Raw genomic sequence first — 21,987 nt, forward strand, 5'->3', positions numbered from 1 at the left:
CGATCTGAGCCGCGACAACGGCGTACTGACCCTGGCCATGACCCTCAACCTCGACCCGGCCTATACGCGAGGAGCGGCACTGGGGTTCGACCCGGAGCGGCGCCAATTGCTGCTGCGCGCCGTCCATCCGCTGGAGCAGGCGCGGGACGACGAGCTGGACCGTGTGCTGCGCAATTTCGGCGAGCTGGTCCGGCAGCTCAGGGATTATGTCGAGCGCTACCGCCACCAGGCACCGGCCAGCGCCGTGCCGAGAGCAGTGCGGGAGGGTGGCTCGTTGAATGCCCTGGCTCTGGCGGCTGGCAGGCGATTGGCATGATCGGTTCCGTTCAGAACCGGGGCGTTGTCGACATCGCTGCCGGGCCACGGCAGGAAGCGGCACTCTCCCTGACGCGCTCGGGCCAACCAGCCATGCGGCCTCCCGTGGCGCATAGGGGCTTGGTGGAGCTCGACCAGCCCTTGGCGTCTTCGTTGCCGCTGCCTCCGCCTGGCCGCTTCGAGCCTCAGCCGGTAGCACCCGCACCCGCCAATCACCCGTTGCCGTCGTTTCTGGCCAATGTCGGCGGGCCGGGCCGGACGAAAGGCCTGCCGGGAGACGATGCGCTGACCGAAGGTTTCCGTGATCTTGCCGAGCGGAACGGTTGCACGGTAACCACCGCGTTCAGCCAGACCACCACCCGGAAAGCCATTCTTGGCAGCATTCCCGGAGCAGCGGAAATGATCCCTGAGAAGCTGCAGAACAAGGGGCTGTGCTATGGGCTGTCGTTGAACTGGCTGAAGAACGCCGGAGAAGGTAGGAGCGATGCGCATTTCTTCCAGGCATTACCGGCCTGGAGCGAGGACTCCCTGTTCCTTCGCTGCCTGGGCCTGGAGATCGAGCAGGATCGGATGTTGCCCCACGGCGATGAAGCGACGTTCCTGCACATGCTGTCGTTCGTCGGGTTGCATTCGGCGACGCCCGAGCGGCCGCTCACGGAGCTGTCATGGCATTCCGATCGGGCGTTCGCACGGCAACTGAACGACAGGATGACGCCGGGTCAGGAGCGCTATTTCGTGTTGCTTACGGACCAGCACGTCATGGGCTTGCGCAAGGATGCTTCCGAACGGCTGCATTTCTTCGACCCGAACCTGGGGGTAGCGGCTGCCGACCGGGCCGGTGCCTTGGTACAGGTGATCCAGGAGGTGCTGGAAGCGGCGCCGGAATACTGGTTGGAAGGCAATAGCCAGCGGCCCTTGAGTCTGTGCGAAGTCCGGCCGACGGCCAATCGCCAGCGGCTTGGCTGAACCGGGGCGACGGTCGGTTTGGGGGACGAATTCGTTCGCTCGAATCTGGCCTCGTCGGGCGAATGAATTCCCCTATGTAGGAGCCAGCTCTGCTGGCGAAGCCTTTTGTGTCGCGTAAAACAAAGCGGCGCGCCCGGCTGAGCTTGCGCAGGGGCGAATTCATTCGCCCTAAGGGACCGGAGGCTTGGCCATGCTCCGCTTGGCTGCTGGTCGTTCGGGGCTGGTGGGTGGGTTCTCCGCCGTCCGCTTTTCGCGGTTCATCTGGCGCAGGCGCTTGGCGCGGAATTCCAGCACCAGATACACCAGCGTTGCCACCAGCAGCGGCGCGAGGAAGTAGAGCGCTCGGTAGCCGATCAGGCCGGCCAGCAGGCTGCCTTTGGATATCTGGTGCTGGAGCAGGGTGATGAACACCGCCTCCAGCACGCCAAGGCCAGCGGGGACGTGGGTGATGACCCCGGCGATGCTGCTGATCAACAGTACGCCGAGCACCTCGGCATAGCTCACCCGGTTCATCAGCAGGATGTAGATCACCAGTCCCATCAGTGCCCAGTTGATGGCACCCAGGACCATTTGCGTGCTGGCCAGCCAGAGCGAGGGCAGGCGGATTTCATGGCCGCGGACGTGCCAACTGCGCCGGCGCGAGAAACCGCAGAGCAGCAGGTAGCCGACGGTCACGGCCAGCAGGGCGAGCCCCAGCAGGCGCAGGGTACCGCGGCCGATGGCCCAGCTATCGGGCAGCTCGATGGGGCCGAAGGCGAAGAGCACGCCGCCGAGCATCAGGTAGCCCAGCCAGTTGGTCATCAGGCTGAGGCTGTAGACCTTGGTGATCTCGGCGTTGCTCAGCCCCAGCCGCGCATAGAGGCGGTAGCGCAGGGCGAGCCCGCCGACCCAGGCGCTGAGGTTGAGGTTGAAGGCATAGCAGACGAACGTCACCGGCATGATCTGCCAGGCCGGCAGGTGGTGTTTCGCGTAGGCGCGGCCGAGCAGGTCGAAGCTGCTGTAGGCCAGGTAGCTGGCCAGGCAGGCGGCGGCCGCCAGCAGCAGCGTGCTGGCGCGATAGTCGCGCAGGGTGGCGAGCACTTCGTTCCAGTCGACGTTCTTGCCGAGCATCACCAGCAGCACGATGAGCAGGATGAAGAAGGCCACGGTGAGCAGGCGCTTCACCAGGGGCCACCCGCGTTTCCGCTGCGTTGTCGGGGGTTCCGGTCGATTCATTGGTGGCCTCGCTGCAGGCGCGTGGCATCGTCCTCGCCGATGCTGTCCACGTGGGGTTGCAGTTGCGCCAGCGTCGGGCTGTGCGCCGGCAGCCAGCCCACCCAGGACGGGAAATGGCGGAGGAAGTGGAAGATCAGGAAGATCAGCGGTGCCCGCCAGAAGTAGCCACGCACGATCCGCTCCAGGGCGATGTGCTTGCAGTCGCTGGCCATCAGCGCCTCGAGGTGCTCGTAGAGCTGGCGATTGATCTCCGCGTCGCGGATCACCAGGTTCGACTCCAGGTTCAGCGACAGGCTCAGCGGGTCGAGGTTGCTCGAGCCGACGGTCACCCATTCGTGGTCGGCCAGCGCCACCTTTCCGTGCAGCGGACGGCGGCAGTACTCGTAGATTTCCACGCCGTCGCGCAGCAGGTAGTTGTAGAGCATGCGCGCGCCGAACTTGGCGATCGGCATGTCCGGCTGGCCCTGGAGGATCAGCTTGACCTTCACCCCGCGCCGCGCCGCGTTGCGGATTTCCCGCAGCAGGCGGTAGCCGGGGAAGAAGTAGGCATTGGCGATTACCAGCCGGCGACGCGCGTTGCGAATGGCGTCGAGGTAATGCTCCTCGATGTCGTTCTGGTGCTCCTCGTTGTCGCGGGTGACGAATAGCGCGCGTACGTTGCCGATGCCCTCGATGCGTGGCGCTTCGGTATTCTCGATGGCCTCGATGCGCCGCTGCCACCAGTGCCGGGGCGGGCTCGGCGGCGCCACCGTGGCGAGGGCGAAGCGGTGGATGTCGTCCACCACCGGGCCGACGATTTCCAGGGCGTAGTCCTGCTTGGCTTCCGGGCCGTAGTCGGCCAGGTGGTCGGCCGAGAAGTTGAGGCCGCCGACGAAGGCCAGCTTGCCGTCCACCACCACCAGCTTGCGGTGCAGCCGGCGGAATACGTTGGTGCGCATCCCCAGCGTCTTCGGCTTGGGGTCGAACATCTGGATGTGCACGCCGACCCGTGTCATGGCGGCGATGAATTCGCTGCCGAGGTCGGCCGAGCCGTAGCCGTCCACCGTCACGTCCACCCGAACGCCACGCTCGGCGGCGGCGATCAGCTCGCGCTGTAAGGCCTGGCCGACCTTGTCCTCGAAGAGGATGAAGGTTTCGATCAGGACTTCCTTCTCGGCCTGACCGATCGCCTCGAACACGCGAGGAAAGAACGCTTCGCCGTTTTCCAGGAGCTGGATCCGGTTGCCATCCTTCCAAGTGAATTTCATAGCTGGATCTCCACGGCCAGGGGGGCATGGTCCGACAGGTGCGACCAGGGTCGCGCCGACAGGATTTGCGGATCGCGGCTGCGCGCGTTGCGCACGTACACCCGGTCCAGGCGTAGCACCGGCCAGCGGGCGGGGAAGCTCTTGGCAACCTTGCCGTGGGCGACCGCGAAGGCTTCGTGCAATCCGGCGCAGCGGTCGAGGATCGCGGTGGCGCGCAGCCGCCAGTCGTTGAAGTCGCCGGCCACCACCACCGGCGCCTGCGGCGGCAGCGAGTCGAGCAGCTCGCAGAGCAGGCCCAACTGCTGTTCGCGGTGCACCTCACGCAGGCCCAGGTGCACGCAGATGGCGTGGAACTCATCCTGCCCCGGCACTTGCAGCACGCAGTGCAGCAGCCCGCGGCGCTCGGGGCCGCTGATGGACACGTCGAGGTTGTCGTAGCGCAGGATGGGGAATTTCGACAGCAGCGCGTTGCCGTGGTCGCCGTCCGGGTAGACCGCGTTGCGCCCGTAGGCGAAGTCCGTCCACATGCTGTCGGCGAGGAATTCGTATTGCGGCGTGCTCGGCCAATTGGGGAAGCGCAGGGCATGCCGCTGGTGGGTGCCGAGCACTTCCTGGAGGAACACGATGTCGGCATGGGTGGTGCGCACCGCGTCGCGCAGCTCATGGAGAATGAAGCGGCGGTTGAAGAAGGTGAATCCCTTGTGGGTATTCACCGTCAGGACCTTCAGCGAATGCACGGCGCTGGCGAGGTGGGCGTCCAGCTCCGCGCTGACGATGCCGGGATGATCCGAAGTCACAGCAGGGCTCCTTCCAGTTCGCCGGGTGTGGTTTCCAGGGACCCGTCCAGTCCAAGTCGTTCCAGCAACTGGCGCGCATCGAAGGGGGCGCGCACCTTGACGTCGTTGTCGAAGTAGCAGAACACCGCCCGCGAGCGGCGCGGTTGCGGCTTACGCTGGGTGATCAGGCGCGCATCCTGCGGCTGCGAGCCGTGGCTCCAGCGGCGGATGCGCCGACTCCAGTTGTCCAGCGCCTCGGGGGTATAGCCGCTGGTGTAGAGCACTTCGTCGCCATGCAGGCGGATGTAGACGAAGTCGCTGGTCAGGTCTTCGTAATAGGGCCAGCGGCCGGCGGTGTCGGCGACCACCAGGGCGACCCGGTATTCGCGCAGCAGGGCGACGAAGGCCGGATCGACGAAGCTCGGGTTGCGGATTTCCACCGCGTGGCGCAGCCGGCGTTTCTGGTCGATTTCCAGGTAGTGGCGGCCTTCCATCCGCTCCTCGCAGCCGCGCGCACAGGCGAGGGCGGCCTCGGTGTCCTGCGGCAGCAGGCGCAGGAAGGCTTCGAACTGCGCCGGGTCGAAGGCGAAGCTCGGCGGGAACTGCCAGAGGATCGGGCCGAGCTTCTGGCGCAGGCGCAGCACGCCGGATGCGAAGAAGTTGGCGATGGGCTTCTCCACGTCGTCCAGCCGGCGGATGTGGGTGATGTAGCGGGGCGCCTTGACGCTGAAAACAAAGTCATCCGGCGTGTCTTCGTACCAGTCGGCGTAGCGTTCCGGGGTCTGCAGCGCATAGAACGAACCGTTGATCTCGATGCTGTTCACCGCCCGGGAGGCGAACTGCAATTCGTTCTTTTGCGCCAGCCCCTCAGGGTAGAACACACCCCGCCACGGGGCATAGCGCCAGCCGGATATGCCTATGCGGATGTCTCCCATCGCCCGCTGCCCTCCTGGCGGCTCAAGAACGGCGCGGTGCCGCCACCGAGACCGGATCGCTGGCCGGGAAGGATTCCTCGATACCTTCGTCGAGCAGTTTTTCCTCGTCCAGCCGTTCCTCGTCGCCCTTGCCCGTCGTCACCTGCATCTGCGGGTGCAGCTCCACCTTGATCCAGCCGTTCTCGCGGCGGTCGAAGGCCTGGAAGGCGGCGATCGCGTCGTTCATCGGCTTGATCTGGGTGAGCACCGTGGCCGGGTCGAAGCGCCGCGCCAGGATCAGCTCGATCAGCCGTGGGATGTACTTGCGGTGGTGACAGTTGCCCATGTTGATGGTGAGGTTCTTGTTCATCGCCACACCGATGGGGAACGTCCGCGCTGTCGGTGGGTAGACGCCGATGATCGACAGGGTGCCGGCCTTGGCCAGGCCATTGACCGCCCATTCCAACGCCTGGCTGGGGCCGTCTCCCGGATGCCAGTTCTCGCCCAGCGGGCGGGAAACCGGCGCCGACTCGGCGACCTCGCCACGGAAGTGGCGCATGTCCGTGTGCTCGGCGGCAGAGCCGCAATGGGCATGCTCGGCATCGATGCCCACTGCATCAATGGCGCGGTCCACGCCAATGCCGCCGGTCAGGCGCAGCAGCGTTTCCACCGGGTCCTCGCGCTCGAAATCGATCGTCTCGGCGCCTTGCTGGCGGGCCATCTTCAGGCGGTCCGGGTACTTGTCGATGGCGAACACCCGGCCGGCCCCGAGCAGCTTGGCGCTGGCGATGGCGAACTGGCCGACCGGCCCGCAGCCGAACACGGCCACCGTGTCGCCGTTGGTGACCTCGGCCATTTCCGCGCCGAAGTAGCCGGTGGGGAAAATGTCCGAGAGCAGGATCGCCTGGTCGTCGCTGATCTCGCTGGGCAGCTTGACCAGGCCGATGTTGGCGAAGGGAATGCGCGCTTTCTCCGCCTGCAGGCCATGGAATGGTCCGGTGGTGGATGGGCCGCCGTAGAAGGCCGTGCCGGCCTCCTTGCCGTTCGGGTTGGCCACGTCGCACTGGGCGAAGTAGCCGGCGCGGCAATAGGCGCAGTTGCCGCAGGCGATGGTGGAAGGAATCACCACGCGGTCGCCGATCTGCAGGTTGCGCACGTCGGGGCCGAGTTCTTCGACGATGCCGACCCCCTCGTGGCCTAGGATGGTGCCCTTGCGCATGCCGCTCACGGTGCCGCGGACGAAATGCAGGTCGGTACCGCAGATAGCCGAGGCGGTCAGCCGGACGATGGCATCGGTGGGTGCCTCGATGCGCGGTTCGGGCACATCGTCGAGGCGGATATCGCCGATGTCATGGAATACAACCGCTTTCATGAATACCTCCCGGAAGGCTGTCGGTCGGCTGGCTGTGCCCGGACGCTCCGCGCCCGGACAAGCGCTTCCTCAGTGTGCCTGGGCCACGCCGCGCAAGACCGTCGTGCTGGCCTGGGTGCTGCGAGCGGCGGAAATGTTGCCCAGCGAGACCACGCCGACCAGGCGTTTCTCGCGATTCATCACCGGCAGGCGGCGGACCTGGATGTCGGCCATGTTTTCCGCCACGTGCTGGATGTCTTCGTCCTCGAAGCAGTAGCGGATGTTCGGGCTCATCACCCGGCGGACCGGGGTGTCGCTGCCGAGTCCTTCGGCCACCGCGCGCAAGGCGATATCGCGGTCGGTGACCATGCCGACCAGACGGTCGTTGTCTTCGACCAGCAAGGCACCGGTGTCGATTTGCGCCATCAGCCCGGCCGCTTCGCGAACGCTCTGTTCGGGACGGACGGTCTGGACGTTGCGGGTCATGATTTCGCTGATTTTCATGGCGTGCTCCTCTGCTTCTGTGGGTGGAAGGCTGGAGGCCCGGACCCTGCCGATCGGTCGCACGTGCCGGCCTGCGTGCCGGCTCCTGCGAAATCGTCAGGCCCTGAAAGGCGGCCAGTCGCGGCGCCGTCCGGCAGCCGATGAAGCCAGTGTCCGCTACGCACCCGGCGGCCAAGCCGACCGCGGCGCGCATTCATCGCCTGCTCGAAAAGCAGCGCATATACATTCGGACTGACGCAGGCCAGAGCGGTTCATCTTTTTTGGCGGGGAGGGGTAGATGCGTGAGGAACGGGCGGGATTCTGCGTAGGGCGCGCGCCCCGGATTGCGCTGGAGCTTATCCGGGCTACGGCCCGGGATTCATCCCGGAAATGGTGGTCTTTTCGTAGGAGCCAGCTCTGCTGGCGAAGCTTTTTGCGGGGCTCAATCGCGAGCAGAGCTCGCTCCTACGTCATGTGTAGCGGTATTCCACGCCGTTTCGGTGGGAGCGAATTTATTCGCGAATGACTGGCAGGCCGCATCGCGGATTGAATCCGCTCCCGCAATGAGCCTGGCCTGTATCACCCCTGAAACACCACCTCGAACGGTTGCAGCAGGCGTTCCAGCACATGAGGGCCGAGGGTCGGGGGAATACCCGCGTCGGGGTCGCCGAGCAGTTGGCTGGCGTGGGCCTGCACCGCGTGGCGCTTGCGGGCCAGGGTCCAGATATCCAGCGGGATTTTGCGGGCGCGCTCCCAGGGAATGCGCAAGTCTTCCGGGCCGGCCCAGTGCCAGGTCCAGATGGGGATTTCGTGCAGTTGCGCGCCGACCAGGTGAGTGGCCGCCACGGCGGCACGGCCGACGGCTTCGTGATCGGGATGGCCATCGTGGCGCCAGGGGGTGAAGACCACGTCGTCCTCGCGCAGGTAGCGCATCAGGAAGGCGGCGAGTTCGTCCTCGTGTTCGCTGACCGCACCATCCGGGAATCCGCCGCGAATCCATTTCAGGCGGCCGAACATCAGGCCCAGACGGCGCAGCGACTCCGCGCTCTCCTGCGGTCGGATGGCGCTCAGCCGGGCCGGCGTCCAGCGTTTGGAGCCCGGGTGGCTGGCGCTGCCGTCGGTGACCGAGATGAGTTGCAGCGGGCGCTTGAGCTGGGTCAGTAATTGCAGCAGTCCTCCGCAGCCCAGTACCTCGTCATCCGGGTGCGGGGCGATGATTACGGCCCGCGCCTGGCCCGGCACCAGCTCCTCCACGTCGATCAGCGGCAGGCGCGCCAGGTGGCGCGAATTCTTCCAGGCCGACAGGGGCGTGCCCCGGCCGCGCAGGAGATCCAACTCCAGAAGTCGAACAATGCGGCTTTCGCGACTTCGAGGGGGTGAGGCCAGGATCATCGGGTCAACCTCCTAGGAACAGCATGCTCATTTACAACGCGTAAAATCGTATGCGACCCCAGTCGCTCGTTCGCCTGCCTTGCATAGGCTCTGTACGAAAAGTGCCTGCGCTCGGTGATGCGTCGTTAAAAATCGGCTCGGAATGCTCATTTACAGCACGTAAAGTCGAGTGCGACCCCAGTCGCTTCCTCACCGATTTTTGCCTCGCCTGACTTCGCTCGGCGACTTTCATACAGACCCTAGGGCTCGCAAGATTTGACAGGCGCTAGGGGGCGTCGTTGCGCACCAGCTCGAACAGCAGCAGGGAGCGCCCGGTGACGCCGAAATCTTCGTGGAACGGATAGTGCTCCGCCGTGCAGTCGCCCTGCGGCTGGTTGGTGTCCACCAGACACACCCAGTGCGAACCTTCTGGCACCGCCGGGAGACGGAAGTTCACCAGATCGTAATGAGCGTTCACGATCAGCAGCAGGGTGACGTCGGAGCCCGCGCGGCGGATGCCGGTGGGCTGGGCGCGGCCGTCCATGAGCATGCCGAGGCAGCGGCCGTGGGGGTCTTCCCATTGCTCGACGGTCATTTCCTCGCCATTGGGGGCCAGCCAGGTGACGTCCTTGACGCCCAGTTCCTCGTTGTAGGCGCCGACCAGGAAGCGGCCACGCCGGAGGATGGGGTAGGAGAGGCGCAGCTTGATCGCCTTGCGCACGAAGGCGAGCAGCGACTTGCCTTCCTCGTCGAGGTTCCAGTCCACCCAGCCGATCTCGCTGTCCTGGCAGTAGGCATTGTTGTTGCCGTGCTGGGTGCGGGAAAACTCGTCGCCGGCCACCAGCATCGGCGTGCCCTGGGAGAACAGCAGGGTCGCCATGAAGTTGCGCATCTGGCGCAGGCGCAGGGTGCGGATTTCCGGGTCGTCGGTGGGGCCTTCGACACCGTGGTTCCAGGACAGGTTGTTGTCGCTGCCGTCCTGGTTGTTCTCGTCGTTGGCTTCGTTGTGCTTGTGGTTGTAGGACACCAGGTCGCGCAGGGTGAAGCCGTCGTGGGCGGTGATGAAGTTGACCGAGGCGAACGGCCGCCGTCCGCGCTGGTTGTACATATCGCCGGAGGCGGTGAGGCGCCGGGCGAAGTCGGCCAGTTGGTCCTCGTCGCCCTTCCAGAAGGCGCGCACGGTATCGCGGAAACGGTCGTTCCATTCCATCCAGCCGGGCGGGAAGCCTCCGACCTGGTAGCCGCCAGGGCCGCAGTCCCAGGGTTCGGCGATCAGCTTGACCTGGCTCAGCACCGGGTCCTGGCGACAAGCCACGAGGAAGCCGTGGCGCTCGTCGAAGCCGGTTGGCTCGCGGCCGAGGATGGTCGCCAGGTCGAAGCGGAAGCCGTCCACATGCATCTCGGTGACCCAATAGCGCAGCGAGTCGGTGACCATCTGCAGCACGCACGGGTGGCTGAGGTCGAGGGTGTTGCCGGTCCCGGAGTCGTTGATGTAGTAGCGCCGCTCGTCCGGGTTCAGGCGGTAGTAGGTGGCGTTGTCGATGCCGCGCATGCTCAGGGTCGGGCCGCGCTCGTTGCCTTCGGCGGTGTGGTTGTAGACCACGTCGAGGATGACTTCGAGGCCGGCATCGTGCAGGTGCGCGACCATTTCGCGGAACTCGTTGATGTGCCCGCTGGAGAGGTAGCGCGGGTGCGGCGCGAAGAAGCCGATGGTGTTGTAGCCCCAGTAGTTGTGCATGCCTTTTTCCAGCAGGTGCTGGTCGTCGACAAAGGCATGAATGGGCAGCAGCTCCAGCGAAGAGACCCCGAGCTTGCGCAGGTACTCCACCACCTCGTTGGTCATCAGCCCGGCGAAGGTGCCGCGCTTGTTCTCCGGCACGGCCGGGTGGCGCATGGTGTAGCCGCGCACGTGGGTCTCGTAGAGGATGGTGCGCTCCCAGGGCACCCGCACCGGGCGGTCGCGCCCCCAGGTGAAGGCGGGGTCGATGACCTTGCTTTTGGGCACGTAGCGCGCGCTGTCGCGGGTGTCGAAGCTGAGATCGGCATCCTTGTGGCCGATGGTGAAGCCGAACAGCGACTCGGACCAGCGCAGCTCGCCCACCAGTTGCTTGGCGTAGGGATCGATGAGCAGCTTGTTGGGGTTGAAACGGTGCCCGGCGTCCGGTTCGTAGGGGCCGTGCACGCGGTAGCCGTAGATCTGTCCCGGATGGGCGTCTGGCAGATAGCCGTGCCAGATCTCGTTGGTGTATTCCGGCAGTTCGATACGCTCCAGTTCGACTTCGCCCTTGTCGTCGAACAGGCACAACTCCACCTTGGTGGCATGGGCGGAGAACAGCGCGAAGTTGACGCCGAGGCCGTCCCAGGTCGCCCCCAGCGGAAACGGCAGCCCTTCGCGGATACGGGACGTCGTCTTCACCTGCGGGGCTGGCGGGTTGCTTTTGCGGTGGGTGTTCATGTCGTCTCCTCTCCAGGGGAACTGCCGGATCGCTCCTTGGGCGGGCTCAGCTCGCTGGCTTGGGCGCGCGTGGCGTGCGCGGCTTCTTCACCGGCGTGGCTGCGTCGGTCGCTTTGGCCGGTTTGGCTATGGTGGTTGCCTTCGTCGTGCGGGTGGTCTTGGTCGCGGCGGGCGTGGCGGTGGTCGTGGTGGTGGTTTTCGGCTTGCTCACCCGGCGTACCTTGCCGGCTGACTGTTCCGCTGGCCGCGACTCGGCTTCGGCCAGTTTGCGGGCCATTTCCCAGTGGCGGGCGTCCTGGCCATGCGGCCGGCCTTCGGATTCCCAGATCTGATAGGCGAATTCACGAATGCGCTGCTCGTCTGCGGTCATTTCAAGGTTCTCCCTGACTCGATAGTGAAAAAAGGACGCCCACGGGGAACTCCCGCAGGACTTGCGCCAATGGCAATGTCTCGTTGTCTGTGACTGCACAGTCGGAAAAAAGTCCCGTCCAGGCTTTATTCCGCGCCTCTGGCGGCAATTCGACCCGGGTGTTGGCCCAGGCCGCAGGATCGATGTGCGGGATTGCGGCATCGCCGAGCAGCGGGGCGGCCAGGCGCGGAACCACCACCAGCAGCCAGTCCCCGTCCTGCTCGCGGGCGAAAGCCAGGACCCGCTGGGACTGCTCGCCCTGTACGTTCAGCGGGCGATAGCGGCCGTCGAGGAACAGGCCCGGGCGGCGCGCGCGCAGGTCCAGGGTACGGTGGATCAGCCACTGCTTGATGCGGCCGTCGGTCCAGTGGGCGAGCAGCTCGGACGGGGTGTTTTCTTCGGCCAGCGTCTGCCGGCGCCGGGCGAAGTCCACCGGGCGGCGGTTGTCCGGGTCGACCAGGCTGAAGTCCCAGTATTCGGCGCCCTGGTAGAGGTCCGGCACGCCCGGCACGGTCATCCGCAGCAGCGTCTGGACCAGCCCGTTGAGCGCGCCGGCGGGCGCGAGGGTGCGGGCCGCGGCGGCGATTTCGTCGCGCAGCGCCTGTTGCGCCGGGTCGAGCAGCAATGCTTGCAGGTAGCGGCGACAAGCCGTTTCGTAGGCCTCGTTCGGTGCGCTCCAACTGGTCCGCAGCTTCGCCTCGCGCAAGGCTTTTTCCTGCCACTGCAACAGGCGCTCGGCGTAGGCGCGCAGGCCGTCGTGGTCATCGGCAGCGAGACCGGGCGGCCAACTGCCGAGCAGGCACTGGAACAGCATGAACTGGTCGCCCGCTGCCGGAGCGGGACCGTCGGCCAGTTCCTGGCACAGCGGCGCGGCCAGTTGCAGCCAGTGCCAGGTGCGCTCGGCGAACCATTCGGCCCGTTCGCTGAGTACTGTCAGGCGCGCACGGGTGTCTTCGCCGCGCTTGTGGTCATGGGTGGCGGTGGCCAGCAGGTTGCGCGGGAATGTCTCGTGCCGGCGTTGGCAGGCGCCATGGAAGGCTTCCGGCGGCGCGCTGAATCGATGCACATCGAAGCCGACGTCGTTGCGCGACAGCAGCACCCCGGAGCGGTAGCAGGCGGTGTCTTCCACGGCCTTGGCGGCCGCCGGCGAGGTGAGTTGCTGGAAGCGCACGCAGGCCTGACGGCGGGCACGGCGCAACGGACCCGGTGGCAGCCTGCGCAGGCTTTCGCCGCCGAGCCAGCGCTGCAAGTGGTCGAGCAGCGGCCAGTCGGCTTCGCCGAGGGTGGTGCGGGCGCCTTCCAGGGCCTGCTGGAAGAACGGCTCGTCCACGTTGGAACGGCCGGCACCGCCGATATACACGCGGTACACGGGGAAGTGCACGATGAGTTCGAGCAGGGCGCGGCGGATCGCGCCGAGGGTGATATCGCGGGTCATGAGATCGCCGCGCGCCACCTGTAGCAGGGCCTGGGCGGTATTCTCGAAGTCGCCGGCGAGGGGGCCGGTGAGCACCAGTTGGCGGGCCAGCCGGGCTTCTTCGAGGAAATCGGCGGGGCGTCCGCTGACGTTGTTCCACAGGTTGCAGAGCAAGGGCTGGCCGGCCGGGTCATGTTGCAGCAGCGAGACCTCGTTCATGAATTCGTAGCCGGTGGTGCCGTCCACGCCCCAGTCGGCGCGCAGTCGTTCGCCCTGGCCGAGGATCTTCTCGACATAGATTGGAAAGTGCCCTACCGCCGCTTCCGGCGGCCGCGCCCCGAGCAGCCGGTCGACCCGCCGGCGCAGGCGGCGACAGTAGCCGTGCGGATCGGCGAGACCGTCGATGTGGTCGATGCGCAGACCGTCGACCAGTCCTTCGCCGATCAGCTCGAAAATCTTCGCGTGGGTTTCCTCGAACACCACCGGGCGTTCCACCCGCAGGCCGCCGAGTTCGTTGATGTCGAAGAAGCGCCGCCAGTTGATGTCGTCCGCCGCGGTGCGCCAGCTCGCCAGGCGGTAATGCTGGCGTTCGAGCAGGTCATGCAGACGGAGCATGCCGTCTTCGCGGCGGCCATCGTAGCGTTCCGTCATCCGCTCCAGCGCGGCGGCCACTTCGGGGGCGCTGGCGAGCCGGGCCAGTTCGCGCTTGATCGCGGCAGCTTCCCGATAAGGGTTGGGCTCGTGCGCCAGGGCCTTGCAGCGGGCCGCCAGCTCGCTCAGCGCCGGGTGTTCGGCGGCGCCGAGCAGCTCGCCGTAGCCGAGCGGGTTGATCGGGAAACGGTGCTCGTAGTGTTCGACATGGAAGCTACCGTGCTCGGCGTCGAAGCGCAGGGGCAGCTCGCCGCTGTGCAGCACTTCGCCGTAGTCGCTGCGCAGGAAGGGCACCAGCAATTGGCCCTCCAGCAGCGGGTCGGGGGAGTGCCACTGGATGTCGAAGAACTGCGCGTAGGGGCTGCGCCGGCCCCATTCCAGCACGTCGAGCCACCAGGGATTGGCCGAGCCGCCGACCGCCATGTGGTTGGACACGATGTCGAGGATCAGTCCCATGCCGTGCCGGCGCAACGCGGCGACCAGCCGGCGCAGCGCCGCTTCGCCGCCCAACTCGGGGTTGATCCGGGTCGGGTCGACCACGTCGTAGCCGTGCATCGAGCCCGGCCGCGCGGTCAGCAACGGCGAGGCATACAGGTGGCTGATGCCGAGACGGGCGAAGTACTCGACCTGCGCGCAGGCGTCGTCGAGGGTGAAACCCCGATGGAATTGCAGGCGAAGGGTGGCGCGCAGCTTCGTCATGACGGGTCCCGTTTGCGGGCCTGGTCGAGCAGGCGCAGGCGGCGCGCCGGGCCTTCGGCTTCGAGCAGGTGGTGGCAGTCGTCCGGCCAGCGGCGGCGCCAGTTGGGGTGGCTGTCCACGGTGCCGGGCAGGTTCGGCTGTTCGACCAGGCCGAGGGCGTCCTCCATCGGCAGCAGCACCAGCGGTGCGGGGGTATGGCCGATGAAGGCGGCGCTGCGGTCGAGCAAGGTATCGTCGTCGATCGGCTGGTCCGGCTCCGCGCCGGCATCGGCGGCCAGGGCACGCGCCAGGCCCTCGCGCTCCTGGGCGCGGGAGGCGCGGGCTGCGTGCAGCCCGGCCTCGTCGAGCTGGCCGAGACGGCCGAGCCAGTCGAGATCGCGGCCGATCCACCAGCCATGCAGGGTCGGCAGGTCGTGGGTAGTGGTGGTGGCCAGCGCGTTGTCCGGCCAGGCCTGCGGCGGCCGGAAGCGCCAACCCCAGTCGTGCTCGAACAGCAGCACGCGGATGCCGAGGATGTCGCGGGCGATGAGGTGCTCGCGGAAGCCCTCCGGCACGGTGCCGAGGTCTTCCCCGAGGATCACCGCCTTGTGCCGCCAGGATTCCAGGCAGAGCAGGCGCAACAGGTCCGGCAGCGGGTAGCTCAGGTAGGCACCGGCTTCGGGCCCGGCGCCGGCCGGCATCACCCACAGGCGCTTGAGCCCCATCACGTGGTCGATGCGGAGGCCGCCGGCATGGGCCAGGTTGGCGCGGATCATTTCGATGAAGGCATGGTAGCCGTGGCGCTTCAGCCCTTCCGGCGAGAACGCGGAAATGCCCCAGCTCTGTCCGGCACGGTTGAGTATGTCCGGCGGCGCGCCGACGGTCAGCGCCGACAGCAGTTCGGCCTGGCGGCTCCAGGCCTGGCTGCCGCCACCGTCGGCGCCCACCGCCAGGTCGGCGATCAGGCCGATGCGCATGCCTGCCGTGCGCGCCGCCGTCTGGGTGCGTTCGAGTCCGCGCGCCACCAGCCATTGGGCGAAGGCGTGGAAGGCGACCTCGTCTGCGTGCTCGGCGGCGAAGCGCGCCACCGCCGGGTTGCGTGGATCGCGATAGGCATCCGGCCACTGGTGCCAGTCGCGTGGCACACCGTCGCGGGCATGGAAGGCATGCAGCGCCTCGAAGCGGCAGTGGTTCTCCAGTGCCTCGCCGCCGGCATGGCGGAAGCTGGCGAAGTCTTCGTGGAGCGGGTGGCCGCCGCGCCGGAACTCGTCGTACAGGGTGCGTAGCAGGCGCAGCTTAGTCTGGGCGGCGGCGGGCCAGTCGATCAGGTCGAGCGATTCCAGCCGGCGCAGTTCGTCGGCCAGCCCGGCGGCCTCGATGGCCTGGCGCAGGGAATACTCGCCGAGGATGCTGCCGGGCGCGCTGTGCAGGACGTTGAAGAACAGCCGGCTGGAGGGCGAGTAGGGGCTGAAACGGTAGGTGTCGGCGCTGAACATGGCGTGCAGCGGGCTGATCGCCAGGGCGTCGGCACCGTGGGCGGCGGCGGAGTGCGCCAGGGTCTCCAGCGCCTGGGTATCGCCGATACCGCCGTCGCCATTGCGGCGCAGGGCATAGAGCTGCACCCCGAGGCCCCAGGCGTTCGGCCGGTCGCTCTGCAGGGCGTCGCGCAGCGAGTGGCAGCGCGACGGGGCCACCGCCAGGGTCAGTTCGCGGTCGGCGATCCGCAGGTGGTGGTAGCCGATGCCGGCGAAGGCGGGGAGACGGCCATGGTCGTCCAGGCGGGTGTCGATCCGGCTGCCGTCTTCCTGGAGCAGCTCGAACGCCGCACCGGGCGCGAAATGACGCGACAGATCGAGCGGCTGCCCCTGATCCAGGGTGAGCAGCGGCGGCAGGCTGGCGCGGTCGTCGAGCTGCTCCAGCTCACGCAGGCTCTCCTCGACCTGGGTCGGGTTGTCGGCCGCGTGGCCGAGCCCGGCGAGCACCGCACGCAGGACTTCAGGGGTGGCTTGTTGCGGTCGGCCGTCGGCGTCCACCCAGTCGATGGAGAGACCGGCGGCCTGCGCAAGGGCAAAGAGACGCTGATCGCTCATAGGGCCTCCTCGAAGTAGACCAGGGCCAGGCGCGCCGGCAGGTGTCCCAGGCGGCGATCGTCGAAACCGCCGGGGCAGCTCTGGAACAACACCGCGCCGGACGTTTCGCTGGGAGCGTCGACGGCCTGCGCGCCGAGGTTGAGTTCGATCCGCAGGCGGCTGCCGTCGCCGAGTCGCCAGCAGGCCGTCACGGCGCCGTCGCCGAGCACCTCGGCGCCGAGCGCCCGGCAACCGGGCAGGCGTGGGAACAGGACGCGCTGGCGGATATCCAGCAATTCGCGATACAGCGCCAGCCATTCGGCGTGGCCCGGCTCGGCCAGGGCGTGGCGGTCCGGACGCGAGGCAGCGAAGGTGCTCTCGGCGTTGGGATCGGGGATCCGGGCGCGGGTTTCGGCGTCGGCGAAGGCGGCGAAATCGCGGAACTCGTTGCGCCGGCCCTCGCGAACCGCATCGGCCAGTTCGCCGTGGTGGCTGGTGAAGAACAGGAACGGTTGGCGTGCCCCCCATTCCTCGCCCATGAACAGCAGCGGCACCATGGGCGAGAGCAGCAACAGGGTGGTGGCGGCGCGCAGCGCCTCCGGGTCGCAGAGGCTGATCAGGCGCTCGCCGAATGCGCGGTTGCCGATCTGGTCGTGGTTCTGCAGGAACAGCACGAACGATACCGGCTCCAGGTGCGCGCTGGGTTCGCCGCGCGGCGTGCCGTGGCGGTTGGGTTCGCCCTGGTAGACGAAGCCTTCGGCGAGGCAGCGGGCGAGCTTGCCGGTCGGGTCCTGGCAGTAGTTGGCGTAGTAGCTTTCCCGTTCGCCGGTGAGCAGTGCGTGCAGGACGTTATGCCCGTCGTCGTTCCATTGGGCGTCGTAGCCCTGCTCCAGCAGGCGGGCGCTGTTGTGCTCGTTCTCCAGCACCAGGTGCACGTAGCGGTCAGGCTCCACCGCCGCCCGCATGCGCTGGGCCAGTTCGCAGAGGAAGCTTTCGTCGTCGATGGCGTGCACGGCATCCAGGCGCAGGCCGTCGATGCGGTAGTCCTGCACCCACATCAGGGCGTTGTCGATGAAGAAGTCGCGTACCTCGCGGCGGCGGAAATCGATGGCGGCGCCCCAGGGGGTGTGGCGATCCTCGCGGAAGAAGGCACCGGCGTACTGGCCGAGGAAGTTGCCGTCCGGGCCGAAGTGGTTGTAGACCACGTCGAGGAACACCATCAGGCCGAGGCCGTGGGCGGTATCGACCAGGCGCTTGAGCGCCTCCGGTGGGCCGTAGGCGGCCTCCGGCGCATAGGGCAGTACGCCGTCGTAGCCCCAGTTGCGTTCGCCGGGGAACTCCGCGACGGGCATCAGTTCGATGGCGGTGATACCCAGCTCGGCCAGCCGCGGCAGTTCTGCCTCGACGCCGGCGAAGCCGCCGAGCAGCCCGACGTGCAGTTCGTAGAGTACGGTTTCGTGCCAGGGCCGACCGCGCCAGGTTTCGTGGCGCCAGGCATAGGCGTACGGATCGACCACGATGCTCGGCGCGAGGATATCGCCGGCCTGCGCGCGGGAGGCCGGGTCCGGTACCAGCAGGTCGTCGTCGATCTGATAACGGTACAGGGTGCCGGCCCCGTAGGGTGCCTCCAGCACGAACCAGCCATCGGCCTCGGCGCGCATCGGGAGGCTGTCGCCGCCGACGATGCGCACGCTGACCTGGCGCGCATCCGGTGCCCAGAGGGCGAAACGGGTGTGCGTGGCGTTGATCGGTGTGGCGCCGTGGCGGCAGGTATGGGTCAAATGCACGGACATACCCCCTTCAGACCGCCAGGGCGACTTCCGCGCGTTCCGGTGCCAACCGCTGGTAGAGGCGCAGGTAGGGCGACACCGATTGCCGCCAGAAGAATGGTGCGGACATCGCCCGGCACCGCATGGCACCGAACAGCGCCGGCATGGCGTAGACACGCAGGGCGCGCTCGACGGCGGCGCGATAGCTGTCGACGCTGGCCTGGGCGAAGAGGAAGCCGCTGACGCCATCCTCGATGGTGTCCGCCAGGCCGCCGGTGCGGTGGGCGATGGGCAGCGAGCCGAAGCGCTGCGCGTACATCTGGCTCAGGCCGCAGGGCTCGTAGCGAGAAGGCATGAGCAGGAAATCGCTGCCGGCGTAGAGGCGCCGTGCATCGGTCTCGTTGAAGCCGACGTGTACGGCGATCCGCCCCGGATGACGCCGGGCGAGTTGGCGCAGTTCCTCTTCCACCTGCGGTTCGCCGCAGCCGAGCATGGCGATCTGGCCGCCCGCCGCGACGATGTCCGCGGCCACCGCCTGGGTCAGGTCGAGACCCTTCTGGTGCACCAGGCGCGAGACCACGGCGAACAGCGGGCCGGACGACGGCTCCAGGCCGAACAGGCGCCGCACGTGCTCGGCGTTGCGCGCCTTGCCGCTCCAGTTGTTACTGTCGAAGGGGCTGACCAGATGCGGGTCGGTACGCGGGTCCCAGCTCTCGTCGATACCATTGGGGATGCCGCTGAGCAGGCCCTGGCGCGCCTTGCTGGCGAGGAAGCCCTGCATCCCGCAGCCGAACTCGGCGGTGGTGATCTCGCGGGCGTAGGTGGCGCTCACCGTGGTCACATGGCTGGCATAGGCGATACCGGCCTTGAGCAGCGAAAGCTGGCCGTGGAATTCCATGCCCTCGGGACGGCACGCTTCCTCGGGAATTGCCAGTTCCGGCCGGCAATCGGTGCCGAGCAGGCCCTGGTAGGCAAGGTTGTGGATGGTGAACACACTCGGTGTGGTTTGCCCGCGCCAGCGCATGTACGCCGGGGTCAGGGCGGCGGGCCAATCGTGAGCGTGGACCAAGTCCGGGCACCAGCCGATGCCGGCCAGGCCGGCCGCGAGGTCGGCACCGGCCAGGCTGAGGCGGGCGAAGCGGATATGGTTGTCCGCCCAGTCGCGCCCCTGCGGATCGACGTAGGGGTTGCCGGGGCGCTCGTAAAGCTCGGGGCAGAGCAGCACATAGACGATCAGGCCGTCTTCCAGCTCCAACCGGCCGAGGCGGCAGGCCGGCAGCGCGGCATGGCCGGCAATCTGGCCGACCACCTGGATGGGGTAGCCGGCATCGACCACCTGCGGATAGCCCGGCAGCAGCACACGCACGTCGTGCTGGTGGGCGCGCAAGGCCCGGGGCAGGGCGGCGGAAACGTCGCCCAGGCCGCCGGTCTTGATCAGGTCGGCCAGTTCCGAGGTGACGAAGAGCACCTTGCGCCTGGGCGTCGTCGACCGGTGTATTTGCAGAATCGGTGTGTTTGCCGCCGTTGAAACGGTCCCTTCAACCCTGTTCCTTTCCCCATAAACCTTCGCAGCGGCTTGGCTCATCGAATTACCTCCAGTCCTACAGTCGTGGCCCGCCCCAATACGCGCGGGCCGTGGTAACCAGGGTCCACAGGACCCTAAAGCATTCCTTCGCAGCGGCATGGCACCGTCGCAGAATCGTGTCGACAATCGAGAGGGCAGGCCCCGGGGGAGGTGGGGCCGCGATTGGCTCTTTAAATCCTGACCCGGCCTCGCCGAAAAAGTTTGCCGCCGAGGCCTGCCGTTCGGCTTGGAACTTGCCGCAGCGGCACCGCTCCGATGAAAGGACAAGCCAATGGAGCGGAAACACCATGTACAGCCCGGAACAGGTCGTCGAATTCCTCAAGCAACAGAAACTGATCCTGACCACCGCTGAGTCCTGCACGGCGGGCTTGATGGCTTCCCTCCTGGCCGATGTACCCGGTTGCGGATCGGTGCTGGAAAGCGGCTACGTGGTGTACGCCCCGCAAGCGAAGCAGCGCTGCCTGGGCGTGAGCCCCGAGACCATCGAGCGCTTCGGCCTGACCAGCGAGGAAGTGGCCCGGGAAATGGCCCTGGGAGCGCTGCGGGTCAGCGGCGGGACCATCGCCATCGCCAACAACGGGGTGGCCGACGACGACACCGAAGAAGAGGCGGGGGTGCAGTGCTTCGCCTGGGCGCTGAGCCTCGGCGACCGCCAGGTGGTGATCAGCGAGACGGCCCGCTTCGATGGCGACCGTAGCGGCATTCGCATCGCCGCGGCCCGCTACGGCCTGGGACGGCTGCCGCATTGTCATCGGCAGTTGCTGGAGCAGGCCGATGCAGCGGTCGATACCGCCTGAGCCTCACACCGGCGGCTGCCGCTCTGCCTCGCTCTGCACGTCGCGCGGGGCGGCCGGCTCGGCCTTGCGGTTGTAGCCTTCGTTGAGGTCGGCGCGTAGTTGCGGCAGGCAGTGCGGGTACTCCCGGCTGACGAAGCCGATCAGGCTTTCGCGCAGATGGCAGCGCAGGTCCCAGTTGCGTGACGAGTCGGGCGAGCTGACCAGCACGCGCAGTTGCATGGCGCGCTCGCTGGCGTCGGTCACCTGGAGCACACAGACGCGGCCGTCCCAGAGTTCCGGCACGCCGGCGCAGAGTCGCTTCAGCTCCTCGCGTAGCGGTTCCAGCGGCAGCGAGTAATCCACCCAGATGAATACCGAGCCGGTCAGGCCGGAGGACACCCGCGTCCAGTTCTGGAACGGCCGTTCGATGATGTACTGCAAGGGCACCACCAGCCGGCGGTCGTCCCAGATACGCACCACCACGTAGCTGCCGGTGATTTCCTCGATGCGGCCCCATTCGTTCTCGATGATCACCACGTCGTCCAGGCGGATCGGCTGGGTAATGGCGATCTGCAGGCCGGCGATCAGGTTGCCGAGCACCGGCTTGGCCGCGAAGCCCGCGGCGAGCCCGGCGAGGCCGGCGGAGGCCAGCAGGCTGGTGCCGAACTGGCGAGCGGCGGGGAAGGTCATGAGCATCGTCGAGGCGCCGAACAGCAGGACGAAGAAGCTCAGGCTGCGGGTCAGCACGCGGGTCTGGGTCTGGATGCGGCGGGCGCGCAGGTTGTCGCTGATGTCCACCGGGTTGCTCACCACGATCACCTGTTCGATGGCTTTCACCGCGCGGAGGCCGAGCCAGGTAAAGGCGGCGATGGTGGCCAGGGAGGTGATGTGCCGGGCCGGCGCGATCAGCAACAGATCATCCGGGGCGGAACTCCAGACCGCCTGCAAGCCGAGCAGGGGTAACAGCACACGCACCGGCTTGCCGATGTGCGCGGTCAGTTCGCGGGTGAACAGGAAGTTCTTGCCGATACGCCGAAGGGCCGCGGTCAGCAGGCGTCCGGCGATGCTCAGGATGAGCAGGGCCACGGTCGCCGCCAGCAATGTGTTGAGCCCGGCCACGGAAATGTAGGTGTGCCAGTCGAGGAGATTCGTCATCGCTTCGCTTCCTGGAACGTCGCTATAGAGGATAGGCGAGAGCGGGTTTGGTTCCGGATGGGGTGAGCTTGTTGGGTGGCTTGGCTCCGTCGGGCGAATGAGTTCGCCCCTACAGCGAGCCCGGCGCGGGGTCACTATTTCCGCGGGGCAGACGTAGCCCGGATAAGCGCAGCGCAATCCGGGTTCCCGGATTGCGCCGGGGCTTATCCGGGCTACAGCCGTCCGGCCCGGCCGTAGGTCCTCGACTGTCTGAACGGTCTCATTTCGCGAATGAATTCGCTCCTACAGTGCTACATAGGCCTCTGCAGGGGCGAATTCATTTGAACTTGGGAAACCACGTCCTTAGGACGTGGTCATGAGTCACCGGCTCTGCCTGTGACGATTTGAG

The 21,987-nt window shown here is 67.2% G+C and carries 17 protein-coding genes; 3 read left to right on the forward strand and 14 right to left on the reverse strand.

Translation table 11 applies throughout. The annotated features are described in order from the left end of the window. Both BZL41_RS12565 and BZL41_RS12570 read left to right on the forward strand, forming a co-directional pair. The coding region (locus BZL41_RS12565) for a CesT family type III secretion system chaperone (protein WP_174706165.1) at positions 1-316 on the forward strand (316 nt) is incomplete at its 5' end. Continuing rightward, positions 313-1,281 (forward strand): YopT-type cysteine protease domain-containing protein, encoded by a 969-nt coding sequence (locus BZL41_RS12570; protein ID WP_095599613.1) that lies wholly within the window; start codon positions 313-315, stop codon positions 1,279-1,281. The genes BZL41_RS12565 and BZL41_RS12570, both read left to right, overlap by 4 nt. Positions 1,282-1,449: 168 nt before the next feature. Here the strand turns inward: BZL41_RS12570 and BZL41_RS12575 are convergent, their stop codons facing one another. The 13 genes from BZL41_RS12575 to glgA all read right to left on the reverse strand — a co-directional run bounded on the left by BZL41_RS12575 (position 1,450) and on the right by glgA (position 19,668). Then, positions 1,450-2,496: a YbhN family protein gene (locus BZL41_RS12575; RefSeq protein WP_095599614.1), complete on the reverse strand. Its 1,047-nt coding sequence runs from the start codon at positions 2,494-2,496 to the stop codon at positions 1,450-1,452. Further along, a complete protein-coding gene (gene clsB / locus BZL41_RS12580) occupies positions 2,493-3,743 on the reverse strand; it encodes a cardiolipin synthase ClsB (RefSeq protein WP_095599615.1) in 1,251 nt (416 codons plus the stop codon). Before clsB ends, BZL41_RS12575 begins: the two co-directional genes overlap by 4 nt. Further along, on the reverse strand, positions 3,740-4,540 hold the full coding sequence (locus BZL41_RS12585; RefSeq protein ID WP_095599616.1) for an endonuclease/exonuclease/phosphatase family protein: 801 nt from the start codon (positions 4,538-4,540) through the stop codon (positions 3,740-3,742). The genes clsB and BZL41_RS12585 overlap by 4 nt, the downstream gene beginning before the upstream one ends. Further along, complete coding sequence (locus tag BZL41_RS12590; protein ID WP_095599617.1) at positions 4,537-5,454, reverse strand: DUF72 domain-containing protein; 918 nt, start codon at positions 5,452-5,454, stop codon at positions 4,537-4,539. Before BZL41_RS12590 ends, BZL41_RS12585 begins: the two co-directional genes overlap by 4 nt. Before the next feature lie 22 nt (positions 5,455-5,476). Next, positions 5,477-6,805: a zinc-dependent alcohol dehydrogenase gene (locus BZL41_RS12595; RefSeq protein WP_095599618.1), complete on the reverse strand. Its 1,329-nt coding sequence runs from the start codon at positions 6,803-6,805 to the stop codon at positions 5,477-5,479. Between the two features lie 69 nt (positions 6,806-6,874). Next, a complete protein-coding gene (locus tag BZL41_RS12600) occupies positions 6,875-7,288 on the reverse strand; it encodes a CBS domain-containing protein (protein ID WP_095599619.1) in 414 nt (137 codons plus the stop codon). Positions 7,289-7,846: 558 nt separating this feature from the next. Next, positions 7,847-8,608, reverse strand: a complete 762-nt coding sequence (locus BZL41_RS12605) for a PIG-L deacetylase family protein (RefSeq protein WP_095599628.1) — start codon at positions 8,606-8,608, stop codon at positions 7,847-7,849. Between the two features lie 316 nt (positions 8,609-8,924). Continuing rightward, positions 8,925-11,093 carry a glycogen debranching protein GlgX gene (gene glgX / locus BZL41_RS12610; protein WP_095599620.1) on the reverse strand — a complete coding sequence of 723 codons (2,169 nt, stop codon included), beginning with the start codon at positions 11,091-11,093 and terminating at the stop codon, positions 8,925-8,927. Positions 11,094-11,139: 46 nt separating this feature from the next. Beyond that, positions 11,140-11,463, reverse strand: coding sequence for a DUF2934 domain-containing protein (locus BZL41_RS12615; RefSeq protein WP_095599621.1), 324 nt, complete (start codon positions 11,461-11,463; stop codon positions 11,140-11,142). A gap of 1 nt (position 11,464) precedes the next feature. Continuing rightward, on the reverse strand, positions 11,465-14,266 hold the full coding sequence (locus BZL41_RS12620; RefSeq protein ID WP_095599622.1) for a malto-oligosyltrehalose synthase: 2,802 nt from the start codon (positions 14,264-14,266) through the stop codon (positions 11,465-11,467). After that, the gene (malQ, locus tag BZL41_RS12625; protein WP_095599623.1) at positions 14,263-16,335 is read right to left on the reverse strand and encodes a 4-alpha-glucanotransferase; all 2,073 of its coding nucleotides are present in this window, start codon (positions 16,333-16,335) and stop codon (positions 14,263-14,265) included. The genes BZL41_RS12620 and malQ overlap by 4 nt, the downstream gene beginning before the upstream one ends. After that, the gene (treZ, locus tag BZL41_RS12630; RefSeq protein ID WP_095599624.1) at positions 16,332-18,107 is read right to left on the reverse strand and encodes a malto-oligosyltrehalose trehalohydrolase; all 1,776 of its coding nucleotides are present in this window, start codon (positions 18,105-18,107) and stop codon (positions 16,332-16,334) included. The genes malQ and treZ overlap by 4 nt, the downstream gene beginning before the upstream one ends. Before the next feature lie 7 nt (positions 18,108-18,114). Beyond that, positions 18,115-19,668: a glycogen synthase GlgA gene (glgA, locus tag BZL41_RS12635; RefSeq protein WP_095599625.1), complete on the reverse strand. Its 1,554-nt coding sequence runs from the start codon at positions 19,666-19,668 to the stop codon at positions 18,115-18,117. A 287-nt stretch (positions 19,669-19,955) separates the two neighbouring features. Here glgA and BZL41_RS12640 point away from each other — a divergent pair, with 287 nt between their 5' ends. After that, positions 19,956-20,465 carry a CinA family protein gene (locus BZL41_RS12640; RefSeq protein WP_095599626.1) on the forward strand — a complete coding sequence of 170 codons (510 nt, stop codon included), beginning with the start codon at positions 19,956-19,958 and terminating at the stop codon, positions 20,463-20,465. 3 nt (positions 20,466-20,468) lie between these two features. On the opposite strand, the gene BZL41_RS12645 is transcribed toward BZL41_RS12640, so the two are convergent. Continuing rightward, positions 20,469-21,599 carry a mechanosensitive ion channel family protein gene (locus BZL41_RS12645; RefSeq protein WP_095599627.1) on the reverse strand — a complete coding sequence of 377 codons (1,131 nt, stop codon included), beginning with the start codon at positions 21,597-21,599 and terminating at the stop codon, positions 20,469-20,471. Positions 21,600-21,987 lie beyond the last annotated feature (388 nt).

This window comes from Pseudomonas sp. PIC25 (assembly GCF_002286785.1).
In the GTDB taxonomy this organism is placed as follows: domain Bacteria; phylum Pseudomonadota; class Gammaproteobacteria; order Pseudomonadales; family Pseudomonadaceae; genus Pseudomonas_M.